Consider the following 20,350-nt stretch of genomic DNA (forward strand, 5'->3'; position numbering starts at 1 on the left):
CTGCTCACTTCCCCTCGAGCTCATCGTTCATCCCGTCGCCTGCCCCGCCGAACCCGACCTGACCACCTAAGCTTCTGGTCAGCGAGCGCAAGGAATTTTCCACCGCAGAACAACTTTTCATAAAGACGCGACGAGGTTTATCTCCATGGCACTGACACGCGAACAGCAAATTGCAGCCCTTGAAAAAGACTGGGCTGAAAACCCGCGCTGGAAAGGCGTGACTCGCAATTACTCCGCTGCTGACGTCGTCCGTCTGCGTGGCTCGGTTCAACCAGAGCACACCTTTGCAAAAATGGGCGCCGAGAAGCTGTGGAACCTGGTCACCCAGGGTGCCAAGCCGTCCTTCCGCCCAGAGAAAGATTTCGTCAACTGCATGGGCGCCCTGACCGGCGGCCAGGCTGTGCAGCAGGTTAAAGCCGGTATCCAGGCGATCTACCTGTCGGGCTGGCAAGTCGCGGCGGACAACAACTCCGCCGAATCGATGTACCCGGACCAGTCGCTGTACCCGGTGGACTCGGTTCCAACCGTGGTCAAGCGCATCAACAACTCGTTCCGTCGCGCCGACCAGATCCAGTGGAAGGCCGGCAAGAACCCGGGCGACGAAGGCTACATCGACTACTTCGCGCCAATCGTGGCTGACGCCGAAGCCGGTTTCGGCGGCGTACTGAACGCCTACGAGCTGATGAAGAGCATGATCGAGGCAGGCGCCGCCGGCGTTCACTTCGAAGACCAGCTGGCTTCCGTGAAGAAATGCGGCCACATGGGCGGCAAGGTTCTGGTGCCAACCCAGGAAGCCGTACAGAAGCTGACCGCTGCTCGTCTGGCTGCCGACGTTGCCGGTGTACCGACCATCATCCTGGCCCGTACCGACGCCAACGCTGCCGACCTGCTGACTTCCGACTGCGATCCGTACGACCAGCCATTCGTGACTGGCACCCGTACCCAGGAAGGTTTCTACAAGGTTCGTGCAGGTCTGGACCAGGCAATCGCCCGTGGCCTGGCCTACGCGCCGTACGCCGACCTGATCTGGTGCGAAACCGCCAAGCCGGATCTGGAAGAAGCCCGTCGTTTCGCTGAAGCGATCAAAAAGGAATACCCGGACCAGATCCTGTCGTACAACTGCTCGCCTTCCTTCAACTGGAAGAAAAACCTGGACGACGCGACCATCGCCAAGTTCCAGCGCGAACTGTCCGCCATGGGTTACAAGCACCAGTTCATCACCCTGGCCGGCATTCACAACATGTGGCACAGCATGTTCAACCTGGCGCACGACTACGCCCGCAACGACATGACTGCCTACGTGAAGCTGCAAGAGCAGGAATTCGCTGACGCCGCCAAGGGTTACACCTTCGTGGCTCACCAGCAGGAAGTGGGCACTGGCTACTTCGACGACATGACCACCGTGATCCAGGGCGGCACGTCCTCGGTGACCGCGCTGACCGGCTCGACCGAAGAAGAACAGTTCCACTGATCGACTTCGCCTGAGCGAACGGCCTTTGCGGACCGTATAGAAAGCTAACCGCATTGCCGAAAAAACTGACGCCCCGACTGGTTCGGGGCGTTTTTTTTGCCTGCGGTCTTCCGGGCACCTCAGGATTTGGCACAGCCTGTCAGGCAAAACATTGATCCAGAACGGTATCCGCATCGCAAAAATCGGCTAAAACGGGCGCCGCCGCTACTTGCAGTAACGCGCATATAAGACAACTTCCCAACTAGTGACCCGTTAAACAGTTACGAAACCACTGCAAACGATATCAATTATCATTTAGCGATAACTATGTTCGTTACATTTCCCACAAAACATAATTCTTGAAATTCCGGCTAATGCCCGCAACGCATGGGCTGCGGGCCCTTCGAGGTGCGCTATGTCCTTATTCCAATAAATAATTTCGCTATAGGAATTTTACTTGCAGGGTGTTTAGCCATAAAATCAGCGCGATTGATTGCTGCGACATATCGTCACTGCCTTATTTCTTTATCAAGCTCAGAGACCTTTGCTCTCTGTTAAGGATTTCCAGCATGCCCGAAGCGACAGGACTCATGGCCCACAACTGGGGCTTTGCCATTTTCCTTCTGGGTGTAGTCGGCCTGTGCGCCTTCATGCTCGGCGTCTCCAGCCTCCTTGGGTCAAAAGCCTGGGGCCGCAGCAAAAACGAACCGTTCGAGTCCGGCATGCTACCTACCGGTGGCGCCCGCTTGCGGCTCTCAGCCAAATTCTATCTGGTCGCGATGCTGTTCGTGATCTTCGATATCGAAGCCCTCTTTCTCTTTGCATGGTCTGTGTCCGTCCGCGAAAGCGGCTGGACCGGATTCGTCGAAGCTCTCGTTTTCATAGCAATTCTGTTGGCAGGTCTTGTCTACCTGTTCCGAGTGGGCGCCCTTGACTGGGCTCCGGAAGCTCGTCGCAAGCGGCAGGCGAAGCTGAAACAATGAGGCTTTGGCAATGCAATACAATCTCACCAGAATCGACCCCGATGCTCCTAACGAGCAGTATCCGATCGGCCAGCGGGAAACCGTTTCCGATCCGTTAGAGGATCAAGTCCACAAAAACATTTTCATGGGCAAGCTGGAAGACGTGCTGAGTGGCGCGGTCAACTGGGGACGTAAGAACTCCCTGTGGCCGTACAACTTCGGTCTGTCGTGCTGCTACGTGGAAATGACCACCGCCTTCACGGCGCCCCACGACATCGCGCGCTTCGGCGCCGAAGTTATCCGGGCATCACCGCGTCAGGCCGACTTCATGGTTATCGCCGGGACCTGCTTCATCAAGATGGCGCCGATCATTCAGCGCCTGTACGAGCAGATGCTCGAACCCAAGTGGGTGATCTCGATGGGTTCGTGCGCCAACTCCGGCGGCATGTACGACATCTACTCCGTGGTTCAGGGGGTGGACAAGTTCCTGCCCGTTGACGTCTACGTACCTGGCTGCCCGCCCCGTCCAGAAGCATTTCTGCAAGGCTTGATGCTGTTGCAGGAATCCATTGGCCAGGAGCGTCGCCCACTGTCCTGGGTCGTTGGCGATCAAGGCGTTTATCGCGCCGACATGCCTTCGCAGAAGGAACAGCGCCGCGAACAGCGAATCGCAGTCACCAACCTGCGCAGCCCTGACGAAGTCTGATCCAGTCTGTTTCAAAGAAACGAGAAGCTGGCTTCATTCTTTACGTTGACCGAAAGCGAAAAAATAACCATGACTACAGGCAGTGCTCTGTACATCCCGCCTTATAAGGCAGACGACCAGGATGTGGTCGTCGAACTGAACAACCGTTTTGGCGCCGAAGCGTTCACCGCTCAGCCGACCCGCACCGGCATGCCGGTGCTGTGGGTGGCCCGCGCCAAGCTCGTCGAAGTCCTGACCTTCCTGCGCAACCTGCCCAAGCCGTACGTCATGCTCTATGACCTGCACGGCGTGGACGAGCGTCTGCGCACCAAGCGTCAAGGGCTGCCGGGCGGTGCCGATTTCACCGTGTTCTATCACCTCATGTCGCTGGAGCGTAATAGTGACGTGATGATCAAGGTCGCCTTGTCCGAGAGCGACCTCAGCTTGCCGACCGTCACCAGCATCTGGCCGAACGCCAACTGGTACGAGCGTGAAGTCTGGGACATGTTCGGCATTGACTTCAAAGGTCACCCGCACCTGTCGCGCATCATGATGCCGCCGACCTGGGAAGGTCACCCGCTGCGCAAGGACTTCCCGGCGCGCGCCACCGAGTTCGATCCGTTCAGCCTGAACCTGGCCAAGCAACAACTCGAGGAAGAAGCCGCGCGCTTCCGCCCTGAAGACTGGGGCATGAAGCGCTCCGGCCCGAACGAGGACTACATGTTCCTCAACCTGGGTCCGAACCACCCTTCGGCTCACGGTGCGTTCCGCATCATCCTGCAACTGGACGGTGAAGAGATCGTCGATTGCGTTCCGGACATCGGTTACCACCACCGTGGCGCCGAGAAGATGGCCGAGCGTCAGTCCTGGCACAGTTTCATTCCGTACACCGACCGTATCGACTACCTCGGCGGCGTGATGAACAACCTGCCGTACGTGCTCTCGGTCGAGAAGCTGGCCGGCATCAAGGTACCCGAGAAGGTCGACGTCATCCGCATCATGATGGCCGAGTTCTTCCGGATCACCAGCCACCTGCTGTTCCTGGGTACCTACATCCAGGACGTTGGCGCCATGACCCCGGTGTTCTTCACCTTCACCGACCGCCAGAAGGCGTACACGGTGATCGAAGCCATCACCGGTTTCCGTCTGCACCCGGCCTGGTACCGCATCGGCGGCGTCGCTCACGACCTGCCGCGCGGCTGGGAAAAACTGGTGAAGGACTTCGTTGAATGGCTGCCGAAGCGCCTCGACGAATATACCAAGGCCGCCCTGCAGAACAGCATCCTCAAGGGTCGTACCATCGGCGTTGCCCAGTACAACACCAAAGAGGCCCTGGAATGGGGCGTCACCGGTGCCGGCCTGCGTTCCACCGGTTGCGACTTCGACCTGCGTAAAGCGCGCCCATACTCCGGTTACGAGAACTTCGAGTTCGAAGTACCGCTGGCTGCCAACGGCGATGCCTACGACCGCTGCATGGTTCGCGTCGAAGAGATGCGCCAGAGCGTCAAGATCATCGACCAGTGCCTGCGCAACATGCCGGAAGGCCCGTACAAGGCGGATCACCCGCTGACCACGCCGCCGCCGAAAGAGCGCACGCTGCAGCACATCGAAACCCTGATCACGCACTTCCTGCAAGTTTCGTGGGGCCCGGTCATGCCGGCCAACGAATCCTTCCAGATGATCGAAGCGACCAAGGGCATCAACAGTTATTACCTGACGAGCGACGGCGGCACCATGAGCTACCGTACCCGGATCCGTACTCCGAGCTTCGCCCACCTGCAGCAGATCCCATCGGTGATCAAAGGCAGCATGGTCGCGGACCTGATTGCGTACCTGGGTAGTATCGACTTCGTTATGGCCGACGTGGACCGCTAAGCATGAACAGCACGCTTATCCAGACAGACCGTTTCACCTTGAGTGAAACCGAGCGCTCGGCCATCGAGCACGAGCTGCATCACTATGAAGACCCGCGCGCGGCGTCGATCGAAGCCCTGAAGATCGTTCAGAAGGAACGCGGCTGGGTGCCGGACGGCGCCCTGTACGCCATCGGCGAGATCCTCGGCATCCCGGCCAGCGACGTTGAAGGCGTGGCCACGTTCTACAGCCAGATCTTCCGTCAGCCGGTCGGCCGTCACATCATTCGCGTCTGCGACAGCATGGTCTGCTACATCGGCGGCCACGAGTCGGTGGTCAGCGAAATCCAGAACAACCTGGGTATCGGCCTGGGTCAGACCACCGCCGACGGTCGTTTCACCCTGCTGCCGGTCTGCTGCCTCGGCAACTGCGACAAGGCACCGGCGCTGATGATCGATGACGACACCTTTGGCGATGTCCAGCCTGCCGGCGTCGCCAAACTGCTCGAGGGCTACGTATGACCCTGACTTCTTTCGGTCCTGCCAACCGCATCCAGCGTTCGGCCGAGACTCACCCGCTGACCTGGCGACTGCGTGACGACGGCGAAGCCGTCTGGCTCGACGAGTACCAGGCCAAGAACGGTTACGCCGCTGCGCGCAAGGCCTTCGCCGACATGGATCAGGACGCCATCGTCCAGACCGTGAAAGACGCCGGCCTCAAGGGTCGCGGCGGTGCAGGCTTCCCCACTGGCGTGAAGTGGGGCCTGATGCCCAAGGACGAATCCATCAACATCCGCTACCTGCTGTGCAACGCGGATGAAATGGAGCCGAACACCTGGAAAGACCGCATGCTGATGGAGCAACTGCCCCATCTGCTGATCGAAGGCATGCTGATCAGCGCCCGCGCGCTGAAAACCTACCGTGGCTACATCTTCCTGCGTGGCGAGTACACCACCGCCGCCAAGCACCTGAACCGTGCCGTGGAAGAAGCCAAGGCAGCGGGCCTGTTGGGCAAGAACATCCTGGGCAGCGGCTTCGATTTCGAGCTGTTCGTCCACACCGGCGCCGGGCGTTACATCTGCGGTGAAGAAACCGCACTGATCAACTCCCTCGAAGGCCGCCGCGCCAACCCGCGCTCCAAGCCGCCCTTCCCTGCCGCCGTTGGCGTGTGGGGCAAGCCGACCTGCGTGAACAACGTTGAAACCCTGTGCAACGTACCGGCGATCATTGCCGACGGCGTGGACTGGTACAAATCGTTGGCCCGCGACGGCAGCGAAGACATGGGCACCAAGCTCATGGGCTTCTCCGGCAAGGTCAAGAATCCTGGCCTGTGGGAACTGCCATTCGGCGTTACCGGTCGCGAGCTGTTCGAAGACTACGCCGGCGGCATGCGCGACGGCTTCAAGCTGAAAGCCTGGCAGCCAGGCGGCGCCGGTACCGGTTTCCTGTTGCCAGAACACCTCGACGCACAAATGTACGCCGGCGGCATCGCCAAGGTGGGCACCCGTATGGGTACCGGCCTGGCCATGGCGGTGGACGACAGCGTCAACATGGTGTCCCTGCTGCGCAACATGGAGCAGTTCTTCGCTCGCGAATCCTGCGGTTTCTGCACCCCTTGCCGTGATGGCCTGCCATGGAGCGTCAAGCTGCTGATGGCCATCGAACAAGGCCGCGGCCAGCCAGGTGACATCGAGACCCTGCTGGGTCTGGTCAACTTCCTCGGCCCAGGCAAGACCTTCTGTGCTCACGCACCGGGTGCCGTGGAGCCGTTGGGCAGTGCCATCAAATACTTCCGTCCAGAGTTCGAAGCCGGTATCGCGCCCGCAAGCGCCACCGTCCCGCCTCTGGCGAAGCCGATCACAGTCGGCGCGTAAATGCTTAAAAAGGCGAAGGGTCCGTGCCCTTCGCCTTTCGTCCGATGACGCCTTTCGGGGCTGACTGGATTCGGACGGATAACAAGATTCCATTAGCCACGCCCGCTGACACCGGGCCAACGAAGACCTTTGAACCATGGCCACTATCCACGTAGACGGCAAAGCGCTCGAAGTCGACGGGGCAGACAACCTGTTACAGGCATGTCTGTCGCTGGGCCTCGACATCCCTTATTTCTGCTGGCACCCCGCGCTTGGTAGCGTCGGGGCCTGCCGCCAGTGCGCGGTCAAGCAGTACACCGACGAGAACGACACCCGTGGTCGCATCGTCATGTCCTGCATGACCCCTGCCACCGACAACACCTGGATCTCCATCGACGATGAAGAATCCAAGGCGTTCCGCGCCAGTGTCGTCGAATGGCTGATGACCAACCACCCGCACGACTGCCCTGTGTGCGAGGAAGGCGGTCACTGCCACCTGCAAGACATGACCGTGATGACCGGCCACAACGAGCGCCGTTATCGCTTCACCAAACGCACCCACCAGAACCAGCAACTGGGCCCGTTCATTTCCCACGAGATGAACCGCTGCATCGCCTGCTACCGCTGCGTGCGTTTCTACAAGGATTACGCCGGCGGCACCGACCTCGGTGTATTCGGCGCCCACGACAACGTGTACTTCGGTCGCGTTGAAGACGGCACCCTCGAAAGCGAGTTCTCCGGCAACCTCACCGAGGTCTGCCCGACCGGTGTGTTCACCGACAAGACTCACTCCGAGCGCTACAACCGCAAGTGGGACATGCAGTTCTCGCCGAGCATCTGCCATGGCTGCTCGAGCGGTTGCAACATCTCCCCGGGCGAGCGTTACGGCGAACTGCGTCGCATCGAAAACCGTTACAACGGTTCGGTGAACCAGTACTTCCTGTGCGACCGTGGCCGTTTCGGTTATGGCTACGTCAACCGCACCGACCGCCCACGTCAGCCGCTGCTGGCCGATGGCACCAAGCTTGGCCTGGATGCTGCGCTGGACAAAGCCGCCGACCTGCTGCGCGGCCGCAACATCGTCGGTATCGGTTCGCCGCGTGCCAGCCTGGAAAGCAACTACGCGTTGCGTGAGCTGGTCGGTGCCGAGCACTTCTACTCCGGTATCGAATCCTCCGAGCTGGAACGCATCCGTCTGGTCCTGCAAGTGCTGAAAGACAGCCCGCTGCCCGTGCCGAACATGCGCGACATCGAAGACCACGACGCCGTGTTCGTCCTCGGTGAAGACCTGACCCAGACCGCCGCCCGCATGGCCCTGGCCCTGCGTCAGTCGGTCAAAGGCAAGGCCGAAGACATGGCCGAAGCCATGCGCGTTCAGCCTTGGCTCGACGCTGCGGTGAAGAACATCGGTCAGCACGAACTGAACCCGCTGTTCATCGCCAGCCTGGCTGAAACCAAGCTCGACGACATCGCCGAAGAATGCGTACACGCCGCTCCTGACGATCTGGCACGCATCGGTTTCGCCGTGGCTCACGCCCTGGACGCCAGCGCACCGGCCGTTGAAGGTCTGGACGCCGAAGCCCTGGAGCTGGCCAAGCGCATCGCCGACGCCCTGCTCGCGGCCAAGCGTCCGCTGATCATCGCCGGTACTTCGCTGGGCTCCAAAGCCTTGATCGAAGCCGCTGCGAACATCGCCAAGGCCCTGAAGCTGCGCGAGAAGAACGGTTCGATCAGCCTGATCGTGCCGGAAGCCAACAGCCTCGGCCTGGCCATGCTCGGTGGCGAGTCGGTCGATGCTGCGCTGCAAGCCGTGATTGACGGCAAGGCCGACGCCATCGTCGTGCTGGAAAACGATCTGTACACCCGCACCGCCAAAGCCAAGGTCGATGCGGCACTGAACGCTGCGAAAGTAGTGATTGTTGCCGACCATCAGAAGACCGCCACCAGCGACCGCGCGCATCTGGTTCTGCCAGCCGCCAGCTTCGCTGAAGGCGACGGCACGCTGGTCAGCCAGGAAGGTCGCGCCCAGCGCTTCTTCCAGGTTTTCGACCCGCAATACATGGACGCGAGCATTCTGGTCCACGAAGGCTGGCGCTGGCTGCACGCCCTGCGCGCTACCCTGCTGAACCAGCCGATCGACTGGACGCAACTCGACCACGTGACCGCTGCCGTTGCTTCGAGCACCCCGCAACTGGCCCGTATCGTCGACGCCGCGCCGTCCGCCTCGTTCCGCATCAAGGGTCTGAAACTGGCCCGTGAGCCGCTGCGTTACTCAGGTCGCACTGCGATGCGCGCCGACATCAGCGTTCACGAACCACGCACCCCGCAAGACAAGGACACCGCGTTCGCCTTCTCGATGGAAGGTTACTCGGGATCCGCCGAACCGCGTCAGCAAGTGCCGTTCGCCTGGTCGCCGGGCTGGAACTCGCCGCAGGCCTGGAACAAGTTCCAGGACGAGGTCGGTGGTCACCTGCGCGCTGGCGATCCGGGCACCCGCCTGATCGAAAGCAGCGGTGATTCGCTGAACTGGTTCGCCAGTGTTCCGCGCGCGTTCAACCCGGCACAGGGCACCTGGCAAGCCGTGCCGTTCTATCACCTGTTCGGCAGCGACGAGAACTCGTCGAAAGCCGCACCGGTTCAGGAACGCATTCCGGCTGCTTACGTGTCGCTGGCCAAGTCCGAAGCGGACCGCCTGGGCGTCAACGACGGCGCACTGCTGAGCCTCAATGTTGCCGGCCAGACCCTGCGTCTGCCGCTGCGCATCAATGAAGAGCTGGGCGCTGGCCTGGTTGCACTGCCGGCCGGTCTGGCAGGCATTCCGCCGGCGATTTTCGGCCAAACCGTTGATGGTCTGCAGGAGGCAGCGCAATGAGCTGGTTCACCCCTGAAGTGATCGATGTGATCCTGACGGTCATCAAGGCCATCGTGATCCTGCTGGCCGTGGTGGTCGCAGGCGCGCTGCTCAGCTTTGTCGAGCGTCGCCTGCTGGGCTGGTGGCAGGACCGTTACGGTCCGAACCGCGTTGGCCCGTTCGGCATGTTCCAGATCGCAGCCGACATGCTGAAGATGTTCTTCAAGGAAGACTGGACCCCGCCGTTTGCCGACAAGGTGATTTTCACCCTGGCACCGGTGGTGGCCATGTCCGCCCTGCTGATCGCTTTCGCGATCATCCCGATCACCCCGACCTGGGGCGTGGCGGATCTGAACATCGGCCTGCTGTTCTTCTTCGCCATGGCTGGTCTGTCGGTTTACGCGGTGCTGTTCGCCGGCTGGTCGAGTAACAACAAGTTCGCCCTTCTGGGCAGCTTGCGTGCCTCGGCGCAGACCGTGTCCTACGAAGTGTTCATGGGCCTGGCCCTGATGGGCATCGTGGTGCAGGTCGGCTCGTTCAACATGCGCGACATCGTCGAGTACCAGGCGCAGAACCTGTGGTTCATCATTCCGCAGTTCTTCGGCTTCTGTACCTTCTTCATCGCTGGCGTGGCCGTGACTCACCGTCACCCGTTCGACCAGCCGGAAGCGGAACAGGAACTGGCCGACGGTTACCACATTGAATACGCCGGTATGAAATGGGGCATGTTCTTCGTCGGTGAATACATCGGCATCATCCTGATCTCGGCGCTGCTGGTCACCCTGTTCTTCGGTGGCTGGCACGGTCCGTTCGGCATCCTGCCGCAACTGTCCTTCGTCTGGTTCGCACTGAAGACCGCGTTCTTCATCATGCTGTTCATCCTGCTGCGCGCTTCCATCCCGCGTCCGCGTTATGACCAGGTGATGGATTTCAGCTGGAAATTCTGCCTGCCACTGACCCTGATCAATTTGCTGATAACCGCTGCGGTTGTGTTGTGGAACACACCTGCGGTTGCGGTTCAGTGAGGATTTGACCCATGTTCAAATATATTGGCGACATCGTTAAGGGTACCGGTACCCAGTTGCGCAGCCTGGTCATGGTCTTCGGCCATGGCTTTCGCAAGCGCGACACCCTGCAATACCCGGAAGAGCCGGTCTACCTGCCACCACGCTACCGTGGTCGCATCGTCCTGACCCGCGACCCCGACGGCGAAGAACGCTGCGTAGCCTGCAACCTGTGCGCCGTGGCGTGCCCGGTGGGTTGCATCTCGCTGCAGAAAGCTGAAACCGAAGACGGTCGCTGGTACCCGGACTTCTTCCGTATCAACTTCTCGCGCTGCATTTTCTGCGGTCTCTGCGAGGAAGCCTGCCCGACCACCGCGATCCAGCTGACTCCGGATTTCGAGATGGCCGAGTTCAAACGTCAGGACCTGGTGTACGAGAAAGAAGATCTTTTGATCTCCGGCCCCGGCAAAAACCCTGATTACAACTTCTATCGTGTTGCAGGTATGGCCGTTGCGGGCAAGCCGAAAGGCGCCGCACAAAACGAAGCCGAGCCGATCAACGTGAAGAGCTTGCTGCCTTAAGGAAGAACGATGGAATTCGCTTTCTATTTCGCATCGGGTATCGCTGTTGTGTCCACACTGCGTGTGGTCACCAACACCAATCCTGTGCACGCCCTGCTCTACCTGATCATTTCGCTGATCGCCGTGGCCATGACCTTCTTCGCACTCGGCGCGCCGTTCGCCGGCGTGCTGGAAGTGATCGCTTACGCTGGCGCCATCATGGTGCTGTTCGTGTTCGTGGTGATGATGCTGAACCTGGGCCCGGCCTCGGTTCAGCAGGAACGCACCTGGCTCAAGCCCGGGATCTGGGCGGGGCCGGTGATTCTCGCCGCCCTGCTGCTGGCCGAACTGCTGTATGTGCTGTTCGCTCACCAGAGCGGTCAGGCCATCGGCCACACCACCGTCGATGCAAAAGCCGTGGGCATCAGCCTGTTCGGTCCGTATCTGCTGGTGGTCGAACTCGCCTCGATGCTGCTGCTCGCTGCAGCCGTCACGGCGTTCCATTTGGGCCGTAACGAGGCGAAGGAGTAAGACATGCCTGCTATCCCTCTCGAACATGGTCTGGCAGTTGCCGGCATCCTGTTCTGCCTTGGTCTGGTCGGCCTGATGGTCCGCCGCAACATTTTGTTCGTGTTGATGAGTCTGGAAGTGATGATGAACGCCTCTGCACTGGCCTTCATCGTTGCGGGCGCCCGCTGGGCGCAACCGGATGGACAGATCATGTTCATCCTGGTGATCAGCCTTGCAGCCGCCGAAGCCAGTATTGGCCTTGCGATCCTGCTGCAACTGTATCGCCGCTTCCACACGCTCGATATCGACGCTGCCAGTGAGATGCGCGGATGAACCTACTCTTTCTGACTTTCGTATTCCCTCTGATCGGGTTCCTGTTGCTGTCGTTCTCCCGCGGCCGCTTCTCGGAAAACCTGTCGGCGCTGATCGGTGTCGGCTCCATCGGCCTGTCTGCCATCGTCGCGGCCTACGTGATCTGGCAATTCAACGTCGCGCCACCGGAAGGTGGCGTCTACACCCAGGTGCTGTGGCGCTGGATGTCGGTGGAAGGTTTCCAGCCTGACTTCGCGCTGTACCTGGATGGTCTGTCCGTGACCATGCTCGGTGTGGTCGTCGGTGTCGGCTTCCTGATCCACCTGTTTGCATCGTGGTACATGCGTGGCGAAGACGGTTACTCGCGCTTCTTCTCGTACACCAACCTGTTTATCGCCAGCATGCTGTTCCTGATCCTGGGCGATAACCTGCTGTTCATCTACTTCGGTTGGGAGGGCGTGGGCCTGTGCTCGTACCTGTTGATCGGTTTCTACTACAGCAACCGCAACAACGGTAACGCCGCACTCAAAGCCTTCATCGTCACTCGTATCGGCGACGTGTTCATGGCGATCGGCCTGTTCATCCTGTTCCAGCAACTGGGCACGCTGAACGTCCAGGAGTTGCTGGTGAAGGCGCCCGAGCACTTCAAGGTCGGCGATTTCTGGATCGTGCTGGCAACCCTGATGCTGCTGGGTGGTGCGGTCGGTAAATCGGCGCAACTGCCGCTGCAAACCTGGCTGGCGGACGCGATGGCCGGCCCTACCCCGGTTTCGGCACTGATCCACGCCGCAACCATGGTTACCGCTGGTGTCTACCTGATCGCCCGTACCCACGGTCTGTTCGCCCTGGCGCCGGACATTCTGCACCTGGTCGGCATCGTGGGTGGTGTGACCCTGGTACTGGCCGGTTTCGCCGCGCTGGTACAAACCGACATCAAACGTATCCTCGCCTACTCGACCATGAGCCAGATCGGCTACATGTTCCTGGCGCTGGGCGTTGGTGCCTGGGAAGGCGCGATCTTCCACCTGATGACCCACGCCTTCTTCAAGGCCCTGCTGTTCCTTGCCTCCGGTGCGGTGATCGTTGCCTGCCACCACGAGCAGAACATCTTCAAGATGGGCGGCTTGTGGAAGAAACTGCCGCTGGCCTACGCCAGCTTCATCGTCGGTGGTGCCGCCCTGGCCGCCCTGCCACTGGTGACCGCCGGTTTCTACTCCAAGGACGAAATCCTCTGGGAAGCGTTCGCCAGCGGCAACCACGGTCTGCTGTACGCAGGTCTGGTCGGCGCATTCATGACGTCGCTGTACACCTTCCGCCTGATCTTCATCGCGTTCCACGGTGAAGCCAAGACCGAAGCCCACGCCGGTCACGGCATCGCTCACTGGCTGCCGCTGTCGGTGCTGATCGTGCTGTCGACCTTCGTCGGCGCCATGATCGTTCCACCACTGCACGGCGTGCTGCCGGAGAGCGTTGGCCATGCCGGTGGCGAAGCCAAGCACAGTCTGGAAATCGCCTCGGGCGCCATCGCCCTGGCCGGTATCCTGCTGGCGGCCCTGCTGTTCCTCGGCAAGCGTCGCTTCGTGACCGCGATCGCCAACAGCGGCATCGGCCGTCTCCTTTCGGCCTGGTGGTTCGCTGCCTGGGGCTTCGACTGGATCTACGACAAACTGTTCGTCAAGCCGTACCTAGCGATCAGCCATGTACTGCGCAAAGACCCGCTCGACCAGACCATCGGTCTGATCCCGCGCATGGCCAAGGGTGGTCACACTGCCCTGAGCCGTACTGAAACCGGTCAACTGCGTTGGTACGCCGCCTCGATGGCTGCTGGTGCCGTGTTGGTCATCGGCGCTGTCGTGCTGGTAGCGGTCTGATATGAACCTTGCGAATTTGCGAAAGGAAACGAGCCCGTCATGATTCTGCCTTGGCTAATCCTGATCCCCTTCATCGGCGGCCTGCTGTGCTGGCTGGGTGAGCGCTTCGGCGCCACCCTCCCCCGCTGGATTGCGCTGTTGACCATGACCCTGGAACTCGCCCTCGGCCTCTGGCTGTGGGCCCACGGTGACTATTCATTTGCACCGGCGCCTGGCGCCGATCCGACCTGGACGCTTGAGTTCAAGCACGTCTGGATCCAGCGCTTCGGCATCAACGTGCACCTGGCCCTCGACGGCCTGTCGCTGCTGATGATCCTGCTGACCGGTCTGCTGGGTATCCTGTCGGTACTCTGCTCGTGGAAAGAGATTCAACGTCACGTTGGCTTCTTCCACCTGAACCTGATGTGGATTCTGGGCGGCGTTGTCGGCGTGTTCCTCGCCCTCGACCTGTTCATGTTCTTCTTCTTCTGGGAAATGATGCTGGTGCCGATGTACTTCCTCATCGCGCTCTGGGGTCACAGTTCTTCGGACGGCAAGAAAACCCGGATCTACGCCGCGACCAAGTTCTTCATCTTCACTCAGGCTTCCGGCCTGATCATGCTGGTGGCGATCCTCGGTCTGGTCCTGGTCAACTACAACAGCACCGGCGTGATCACCTTCAACTACGCCGATCTGTTGAAGACCAAGATGTCGATGACCACCGAGTACATTCTGATGCTCGGCTTCTTCATCGCCTTCGCGGTCAAGCTGCCAGTGGTTCCGTTCCACTCCTGGCTGCCTGACGCTCACGCCCAGGCGCCGACTGCAGGTTCCGTCGACCTCGCCGGTATCTTGCTGAAAACCGCGGCCTACGGTCTGCTGCGTTTCGCCCTGCCGCTGTTCCCGAACGCCTCGGCCGAATTCGCGCCGATCGCCATGACCCTCGGTCTGATCGGGATCTTCTACGGTGCGTTCCTCGCTTTCGCGCAAACCGACATCAAGCGTCTGATCGCCTTCTCGTCCGTTTCCCACATGGGCTTCGTACTGATCGGCATCTACTCCGGCAGCCAACTGGCGCTGCAAGGTGCCGTGATCCAGATGCTGGCCCACGGTCTGTCGGCCGCGGCACTGTTTATCCTGAGCGGTCAGTTGTACGAGCGTCTGCACACGCGTGACATGCGTGAGATGGGCGGTCTGTGGTCGCGTATCGCTTACCTGCCGGCGATCAGCCTGTTCTTCGCAGCCGCCTCTCTGGGTCTGCCGGGCACCGGTAACTTCGTCGGCGAGTTCCTGATCCTGATCGGTACGTTCGCCAGTGCGCCATGGATCACCGCGATTGCCACTTCCGGTCTGGTGTTCGGTTCGGTCTACTCGCTGATCATGATCCACCGCGCTTACTTCGGTCCGTCGAAATCGGATTCGATCCTGCACGGCATGGACGGTCGCGAACTGATCATGGTGCTGGGCCTTGCGGTACTGCTGATTTACCTCGGCGTCTACCCGCAACCGTTCCTCGACACTTCCGCCGCCACGATGCATGGCGTGCAGCAGTGGCTCGGCACCGCCTTCACTCAACTCGCTTCGGCCCGGTAAGAGCGCTATGGAATTCACGATTCAACACTTTATTGCGCTTGCGCCACTGTTGATCACCAGCCTCACCATTATCGTGGTGATGCTGGCAATCGCCTGGCGCCGCAACCACTCGCAGACCTTCCTGATTTCGGTGGCAGGTCTGAACCTGGCCTTGCTGTCGATCCTGCCGGCCCTGAAAGTCGCGCCTCTGGCCGTGACTCCATTGCTGCAGATCGACACCTTTGCCTGCCTGTACATGGCGCTGATCCTGGTCGCCACCCTCGCTTGCGTCACCCTCGCCCACGCCTACCTCGGCGATGGCGGTTCGGGTTACCCGGGCAACCGTGAAGAACTGTACCTGCTGATCCTGATGGCCGCCGCCGGTGGCCTGGTTCTGGTCAGCGCGCAGCACCTGGCCGGCCTGTTCATCGGTCTGGAACTGCTGTCGGTGCCGGTCTACGGTCTGGTGGCCTACGCCTTCTTCAACAAGCGTTCGCTGGAAGCCGGCATCAAGTACATGGTGCTGTCGGCCGCCGGTTCCGCGTTCCTGCTGTTCGGTATGGCGCTGCTGTACGCCGACTCGGGTTCGCTGAGCTTCGTCGGTATCGGTCAGGCCCTGGCCGCGACCGGCCTGCCAAGCTCGCTGGCGCAACTGGGCCTGGGCATGATGCTGATCGGTCTGGCGTTCAAGCTGTCGCTGGTACCGTTCCACTTGTGGACGCCGGACGTGTACGAAGGTGCTCCGGCACCGGTGGCCGCGTTCCTCGCCACCGCTTCGAAAGTAGCTGTGTTCGCGGTCATGGTTCGTCTGTTCCAGATCTCCCCTGCTGCAAGCAGTGGCGTTCTGAGTAACGTGCTGACCATCATCGCCATCGCTTCGATCCTGTTCGGTAACCTGCTGGCCCTGACCCAGAGCAACCTCAAGCGTCTGCTCGGTTACTCCTCCATCGCGCACTTCGGCTACCTGCTGATCGCACTGGTGGCGAGCAAGGGTCTGGCGGTGGAAGCCATCGGCGTGTACCTGGTCACCTACGTGATCACCAGCCTCGGCGCCTTCGGCGTGATCACCCTGATGTCCTCGCCGTACAACGGCCGTGACGCAGACGCGCTGTACGAATACCGCGGCCTGTTCTGGCGCCGTCCGTACCTGACCGCCGTACTGACCGTGATGATGCTGTCCCTGGCCGGTATCCCGCTGACCGCTGGCTTCATCGGCAAGTTCTACATCATCGCTACCGGTGTCGAGTCGCACCAATGGTGGCTGGTAGGTTCCTTGGTACTGGGCAGCGCCATCGGCGTGTTCTACTACCTGCGCGTGATGGTCACCCTGTACCTGATCGAACCGAACCTGCGCCGCCACGACGCCCAACTGCACTGGGAACAGAAAGCAGGCGGCGTGATGCTGCTGGCGATCGCTGTGGTTGCGTTCTTCCTCGGCGTCTACCCACAACCGCTGCTGACCCTGGTTCAGCAATCGGGCCTGGCGGGCTGATCGCTCAGCGATAGTTGGCTAGAAACAGAAACGGCACCTTCGGGTGCCGTTTTTGCGTCTAGACCGTCTTGAGTTTTTTCACCATTGGCACGCAAGCCAGTTGCAGACCTGAAGGCGATTGGTAGATCGCACTCCCCTCCCCGACGTAACCGCAACGCCGATAAAAATCAGCGGCATTCAACGTCGCATCCAGACAAACCTCTGCCAGTCCCAGATCCTGTGCCAGCGCTTCCAGAAAGTGCAGCACACGCTTACCCAGACCGCGCTGCATGAAATCCGGATGGATGAAGATTGCGCCGATTTCGCGGTGCTCCAGATCGAGCATGCCGGTTGCCACGGGCTCACCCTCAACGCAACCCAGATAGAAATGCTTTTGCATGAGCGTGTCATAACCGTCTGCCGCCGAGCCCTTTGTCCAGTCGAGCATTTGCTGCTCGCTGTAGGCACCGATGCATTGATGCCGGATCGCCTGTCGCCGAATCTCGAACGCTATCCCGGCATCGTCCGGTTCGGCTCTTTTCATTTCGAACATATCTCTCTCCTTGAGCCATGTGCGGACGGGCAATGAAAAAGCCCCGTCCATTTCTGGCGGGGCTTTGGGTAACACGTCATTGACCAGACATGCATGACCTTATGGCCCGCCGGAAGCGGTCATAGAGGAGCACATCATGGTCATTCGATGTTGGGCATTCATGGCTGGATAGTGCTGCGGATTGTTCGGTCACGTCAATTGCGAAGCTTCTTCTCTTCTTTATCGAAAGCTCTCGCCAGCATATCCGTTTCGTCCTACAGCCAGCCCAGGGGCAATACCACTATGTTGTTTGCCTGCTCAAGAGCTCAATCGAGACGAGGACGAACAATGAAACGCGAAATTTTTTCGGAACTGATGGATGGCCTCAGAGACTTGGCAGCCGCACGCGAAGGCAAAATCACTCTGAAAACCCACACGCTGAATTTGCCAAAGCGAATACCGATCACCAGTGGGGAAATAGAAATCTGCCCCAAGCTGAATAGTCGAACACCAACCAAATCCACCTAACGAAATTGTAATTCCCCAATCATCTCCGCGTTATCTGCAGCCTGCAACGATGACACCCGGCGACCATGCCGGCGGGCCCCTTGTCCGTCGAACAATAAAACCCACGCCGAAGCTCGTTCCCGTTCTGCCGAACCCAAGGAGTGATTGATGGTTAACAACACAAAAATGTCGATGGCCGCTCTGGCAGTGGTTGTCGGCGCCGGGCCGTCCACGGTGTTTGCAGAAGAAAAACCCGAAGGGTTTATCGAAGGCAGCAGCCTGACGGTGCTCAACCGTAACCTTTACTTCAACCGTGACCACCGCAACGGCCAGTCCAGTCCCACGGGCAATGGTTATTCCGAAGCCTGGGCCCACGGCATCATCGGCAAGTTCGAATCCGGTTTCACCCAGGGCACCGTCGGGGTCGGGGTGGATGCGTTTGCGATGATCGGCCTGAAGCTCGACACCGGCGACGGCCGTAACGGTGGCCGCAGTTCGTTCGATGTATTGCCGGTCAACAGCGACGGTGAAGCGCGGGACGAATACAGCAAGGTCGGTGGCGCCGCCAAAGTGCGGGCTTTCGATACGGTGGTGAAAGTCGGTGATGTGTTCCCGGCCAACCCGGTGGTCGCGGCGGGCGATTCGCGATTGCTGCCGGAAAGTTTTCGCGGCGTGACGGCGATCAACACCAGCATCGAAGGTCTGTCGATCCAGGGCGGCCGGCTGCATGCGATGAGCCAACCGGTGTCCAGCGACCTGCGCGAAAACTTCGCGACCTTCTATGCCGGCCCGGTCAATTCGCCGTGGATTGCTTACGGCGGCGGCGATTACGCGCTGAACAAAAACCTGAGTTTCAGCCTGTACTCCAGCCGCCTCAAAGATGCCTGGAACCAGTACTACACCGGCACCGCCTGGACGTATCCACTGTCGGATGACCTGTCGCTGTTCGGCGGCCTGAATTACTACAAGGCTGTCGACGAGGGCAAACAATTGCTCGGCGAGTTCGACAACAACATCTGGAGCGGCCGCGTCGGCGTGAAACTCGGCGCCCACTCCGTCGCCATTTCCCACCAGCGCAACAACGGCAATGACGACTTCGATTACCTGCGTCAGTCCGACTCGATCCTCCTCGACAACTCGATCCAGTACAGCGACTTCAACTCACCGAAAGAGCGTTCCTGGATGGTGCGCTACGACCTCGACATGACTACTTACGGCGTACCGGGCCTGTCGTTCATGACCCGTTATGCACGCGGCACCGACGCCGATTACTCCAACGCCAACGCCGTGTACATGCGCCGCGATGCCGAGGGCAATCCGCTGACTGACCAGAAGCGCTGGGAGCGTGACATCGAAGTCAAATACGTGGTGCAGAGCGGTTCGATGAAAGACCTGTCGCTGCGTCTGCGCCAGGCCACGACCCGCGCCACCGCATTCGAGTCAGACCTGGATGAAGTGCGGGTGATCGTCGAATACCCGCTGGCGATTCTCTGAGTTTCACGAGCAATGCCCATTCACCTTTAGAAGCTCCTTGCTCCTTTGGTAAGAGGTGAATCTTTGGCGTCCTTCGGGGCGCCTTTTTTGCGCCCGAAAAAAAGCCCGACTCACTGCACATGAACCGGGCGTTTCAGCAGGGATTAGCGTCAGCCACCCTGCTGACGACAATTGCCCATCACGTTGTAAGTGACCGTATTGAGCTGCCCCTTGGAGTCCTCGTAAGTCATCGCAGCCGGCACGACCGCGCATTCATTTTTCGGCCGGACAACGCTCACCACCTTCTTCACATCCAGCTTCATTCCGTACCCGTATTCCTTGACCACCGGCGCCGCTTTGCCCTGACTGGCCGCGTACTGCTCCATGGCTTTGGTGTTGGCACTGAGCGCCCGGTCGAACGTTCTGTCGCCACCGCCTTCGGCCAACACATTCAAGGACATCGCCATGACAGCGGTGAACGCCAACAGCTTTAGAGTTTTCATATTCGTTTCCTTCAAAACACGACTCATAAAAAAGCCCACCATCGATGCGCGATGACGGGCTCATTCACTGGCAGCACGCTTACAGGTCTTGGGTCTTGTCGTCCTTCTTGTCGTTCACAACGAACGGATCACGGGCCTTTTCCTTCGCAGCAAACACCTCCATCGAGCGGTCATTGGCGGCCATCATTCGGTCGAAAGTGCGGTCGCCGCCACCTTCGGCCAACACCAGGGAAGACATCATCAGAGCCACGGCAAACGCGCCAATCTGTGCAAGTTTCATCGTTCATTCCTCATTCAAGTCACTGACGGGATCAAGGTAACAATCCGAACCTTTCGTGACGGTGGCGCCGAAATTACATATCCGTTATGTAGAAAGGCCCGCAATGGCGGGCCTGTTGTTGA

At 60.0% G+C, this 20,350-nt stretch carries 19 protein-coding genes; 16 read left to right on the forward strand and 3 right to left on the reverse strand.

Going from position 1 to position 20,350, the window contains the following annotated elements; translation table 11 throughout:
* Positions 1-145: 145 nt before the first annotated feature.
* The 14 genes from aceA (at position 146) to nuoN (ending at position 16,954) form a co-directional block, all read left to right on the forward strand.
* Positions 146-1,471: an isocitrate lyase gene (gene aceA, locus BMZ46_RS22215; RefSeq protein ID WP_039767419.1), complete on the forward strand. Its 1,326-nt coding sequence runs from the start codon at positions 146-148 to the stop codon at positions 1,469-1,471.
* Positions 1,472-2,019: 548 nt separating this feature from the next.
* Positions 2,020-2,433 carry an NADH-quinone oxidoreductase subunit A gene (locus BMZ46_RS22220; protein ID WP_003223812.1) on the forward strand — a complete coding sequence of 138 codons (414 nt, stop codon included), beginning with the start codon at positions 2,020-2,022 and terminating at the stop codon, positions 2,431-2,433.
* 10 nt (positions 2,434-2,443) lie between these two features.
* The gene (locus BMZ46_RS22225) at positions 2,444-3,118 is read left to right on the forward strand and encodes a NuoB/complex I 20 kDa subunit family protein (RefSeq protein ID WP_007951456.1); all 675 of its coding nucleotides are present in this window, start codon (positions 2,444-2,446) and stop codon (positions 3,116-3,118) included.
* Positions 3,119-3,187: 69 nt separating this feature from the next.
* Positions 3,188-4,972 (forward strand): NADH-quinone oxidoreductase subunit C/D, encoded by a 1,785-nt coding sequence (gene nuoC, locus BMZ46_RS22230; protein WP_074689310.1) that lies wholly within the window; start codon positions 3,188-3,190, stop codon positions 4,970-4,972.
* A gap of 2 nt (positions 4,973-4,974) precedes the next feature.
* On the forward strand, positions 4,975-5,472 hold the full coding sequence (nuoE, locus tag BMZ46_RS22235; RefSeq protein WP_003223804.1) for an NADH-quinone oxidoreductase subunit NuoE: 498 nt from the start codon (positions 4,975-4,977) through the stop codon (positions 5,470-5,472).
* On the forward strand, positions 5,469-6,824 hold the full coding sequence (gene nuoF / locus BMZ46_RS22240) for an NADH-quinone oxidoreductase subunit NuoF (RefSeq protein WP_074688949.1): 1,356 nt from the start codon (positions 5,469-5,471) through the stop codon (positions 6,822-6,824). Before nuoE ends, nuoF begins: the two co-directional genes overlap by 4 nt.
* Positions 6,825-6,960: 136 nt before the next feature.
* Entirely contained in the window at positions 6,961-9,675 is a 2,715-nt protein-coding gene (gene nuoG, locus BMZ46_RS22245) for an NADH-quinone oxidoreductase subunit NuoG (RefSeq protein WP_074688951.1), read from the forward strand.
* Positions 9,672-10,679, forward strand: a complete 1,008-nt coding sequence (gene nuoH, locus BMZ46_RS22250; RefSeq protein WP_039767427.1) for an NADH-quinone oxidoreductase subunit NuoH — start codon at positions 9,672-9,674, stop codon at positions 10,677-10,679. Before nuoG ends, nuoH begins: the two co-directional genes overlap by 4 nt.
* Before the next feature lie 11 nt (positions 10,680-10,690).
* The gene (nuoI, locus tag BMZ46_RS22255; RefSeq protein WP_007951461.1) at positions 10,691-11,239 is read left to right on the forward strand and encodes an NADH-quinone oxidoreductase subunit NuoI; all 549 of its coding nucleotides are present in this window, start codon (positions 10,691-10,693) and stop codon (positions 11,237-11,239) included.
* 9 nt (positions 11,240-11,248) lie between these two features.
* Entirely contained in the window at positions 11,249-11,749 is a 501-nt protein-coding gene (gene nuoJ / locus BMZ46_RS22260) for an NADH-quinone oxidoreductase subunit J (protein ID WP_007951462.1), read from the forward strand.
* A 3-nt stretch (positions 11,750-11,752) separates the two neighbouring features.
* Entirely contained in the window at positions 11,753-12,061 is a 309-nt protein-coding gene (nuoK, locus tag BMZ46_RS22265) for an NADH-quinone oxidoreductase subunit NuoK (protein WP_003180046.1), read from the forward strand.
* On the forward strand, positions 12,058-13,911 hold the full coding sequence (gene nuoL, locus BMZ46_RS22270) for an NADH-quinone oxidoreductase subunit L (protein WP_074688953.1): 1,854 nt from the start codon (positions 12,058-12,060) through the stop codon (positions 13,909-13,911). Before nuoK ends, nuoL begins: the two co-directional genes overlap by 4 nt.
* Positions 13,912-13,950: 39 nt before the next feature.
* Positions 13,951-15,483: an NADH-quinone oxidoreductase subunit M gene (gene nuoM / locus BMZ46_RS22275; protein ID WP_039767431.1), complete on the forward strand. Its 1,533-nt coding sequence runs from the start codon at positions 13,951-13,953 to the stop codon at positions 15,481-15,483.
* A gap of 7 nt (positions 15,484-15,490) precedes the next feature.
* Complete coding sequence (gene nuoN / locus BMZ46_RS22280) at positions 15,491-16,954, forward strand: NADH-quinone oxidoreductase subunit NuoN (protein WP_011334964.1); 1,464 nt, start codon at positions 15,491-15,493, stop codon at positions 16,952-16,954.
* A 58-nt stretch (positions 16,955-17,012) separates the two neighbouring features.
* Here nuoN and BMZ46_RS22285 read toward each other — a convergent pair whose 3' ends face one another.
* Positions 17,013-17,486 carry a GNAT family N-acetyltransferase gene (locus BMZ46_RS22285; RefSeq protein ID WP_074688955.1) on the reverse strand — a complete coding sequence of 158 codons (474 nt, stop codon included), beginning with the start codon at positions 17,484-17,486 and terminating at the stop codon, positions 17,013-17,015.
* A gap of 327 nt (positions 17,487-17,813) precedes the next feature.
* Between BMZ46_RS22285 and BMZ46_RS29175 the strand changes: the two genes are divergently transcribed.
* Positions 17,814-17,993 carry a hypothetical protein gene (locus tag BMZ46_RS29175; protein ID WP_134333884.1) on the forward strand — a complete coding sequence of 60 codons (180 nt, stop codon included), beginning with the start codon at positions 17,814-17,816 and terminating at the stop codon, positions 17,991-17,993.
* Positions 17,994-18,140: 147 nt separating this feature from the next.
* Complete coding sequence (locus BMZ46_RS22290; RefSeq protein WP_074688957.1) at positions 18,141-19,466, forward strand: OprD family porin; 1,326 nt, start codon at positions 18,141-18,143, stop codon at positions 19,464-19,466.
* Between the two features lie 149 nt (positions 19,467-19,615).
* Here BMZ46_RS22290 and BMZ46_RS22295 read toward each other — a convergent pair whose 3' ends face one another.
* Together BMZ46_RS22295 and BMZ46_RS22300 are read right to left on the reverse strand one after the other, a co-directional pair.
* Complete coding sequence (locus BMZ46_RS22295) at positions 19,616-19,948, reverse strand: DUF2790 domain-containing protein (RefSeq protein WP_039767437.1); 333 nt, start codon at positions 19,946-19,948, stop codon at positions 19,616-19,618.
* Between the two features lie 79 nt (positions 19,949-20,027).
* On the reverse strand, positions 20,028-20,228 hold the full coding sequence (locus tag BMZ46_RS22300; RefSeq protein WP_039767439.1) for a co-regulatory protein PtrA N-terminal domain-containing protein: 201 nt from the start codon (positions 20,226-20,228) through the stop codon (positions 20,028-20,030).
* Positions 20,229-20,350: the final 122 nt, after the last annotated feature.

Source organism: Pseudomonas sp. NFIX49, from assembly GCF_900115915.1.
In the GTDB taxonomy this organism is placed as follows: domain Bacteria; phylum Pseudomonadota; class Gammaproteobacteria; order Pseudomonadales; family Pseudomonadaceae; genus Aquipseudomonas; species Aquipseudomonas pharyngis.

Coding starts and splice junctions, on each gene's coding strand:
- aceA (WP_039767419.1), top strand. CDS start 146: ATGGCACTGACACGCGAACAGCAAATTGCAGCCCTTGAAAAAGACTGG.
- BMZ46_RS22220 (WP_003223812.1), top strand. CDS start 2,020: ATGCCCGAAGCGACAGGACTCATGGCCCACAACTGGGGCTTTGCCATT.
- BMZ46_RS22225 (WP_007951456.1), top strand. CDS start 2,444: ATGCAATACAATCTCACCAGAATCGACCCCGATGCTCCTAACGAGCAG.
- nuoC (WP_074689310.1), top strand. CDS start 3,188: ATGACTACAGGCAGTGCTCTGTACATCCCGCCTTATAAGGCAGACGAC.
- nuoE (WP_003223804.1), top strand. CDS start 4,975: ATGAACAGCACGCTTATCCAGACAGACCGTTTCACCTTGAGTGAAACC.
- nuoF (WP_074688949.1), top strand. CDS start 5,469: ATGACCCTGACTTCTTTCGGTCCTGCCAACCGCATCCAGCGTTCGGCC.
- nuoG (WP_074688951.1), top strand. CDS start 6,961: ATGGCCACTATCCACGTAGACGGCAAAGCGCTCGAAGTCGACGGGGCA.
- nuoH (WP_039767427.1), top strand. CDS start 9,672: ATGAGCTGGTTCACCCCTGAAGTGATCGATGTGATCCTGACGGTCATC.
- nuoI (WP_007951461.1), top strand. CDS start 10,691: ATGTTCAAATATATTGGCGACATCGTTAAGGGTACCGGTACCCAGTTG.
- nuoJ (WP_007951462.1), top strand. CDS start 11,249: ATGGAATTCGCTTTCTATTTCGCATCGGGTATCGCTGTTGTGTCCACA.
- nuoK (WP_003180046.1), top strand. CDS start 11,753: ATGCCTGCTATCCCTCTCGAACATGGTCTGGCAGTTGCCGGCATCCTG.
- nuoL (WP_074688953.1), top strand. CDS start 12,058: ATGAACCTACTCTTTCTGACTTTCGTATTCCCTCTGATCGGGTTCCTG.
- nuoM (WP_039767431.1), top strand. CDS start 13,951: ATGATTCTGCCTTGGCTAATCCTGATCCCCTTCATCGGCGGCCTGCTG.
- nuoN (WP_011334964.1), top strand. CDS start 15,491: ATGGAATTCACGATTCAACACTTTATTGCGCTTGCGCCACTGTTGATC.
- BMZ46_RS22285 (WP_074688955.1), bottom strand. CDS start 17,486: ATGTTCGAAATGAAAAGAGCCGAACCGGACGATGCCGGGATAGCGTTC.
- BMZ46_RS29175 (WP_134333884.1), top strand. CDS start 17,814: ATGAAACGCGAAATTTTTTCGGAACTGATGGATGGCCTCAGAGACTTG.
- BMZ46_RS22290 (WP_074688957.1), top strand. CDS start 18,141: ATGGTTAACAACACAAAAATGTCGATGGCCGCTCTGGCAGTGGTTGTC.
- BMZ46_RS22295 (WP_039767437.1), bottom strand. CDS start 19,948: ATGAAAACTCTAAAGCTGTTGGCGTTCACCGCTGTCATGGCGATGTCC.
- BMZ46_RS22300 (WP_039767439.1), bottom strand. CDS start 20,228: ATGAAACTTGCACAGATTGGCGCGTTTGCCGTGGCTCTGATGATGTCT.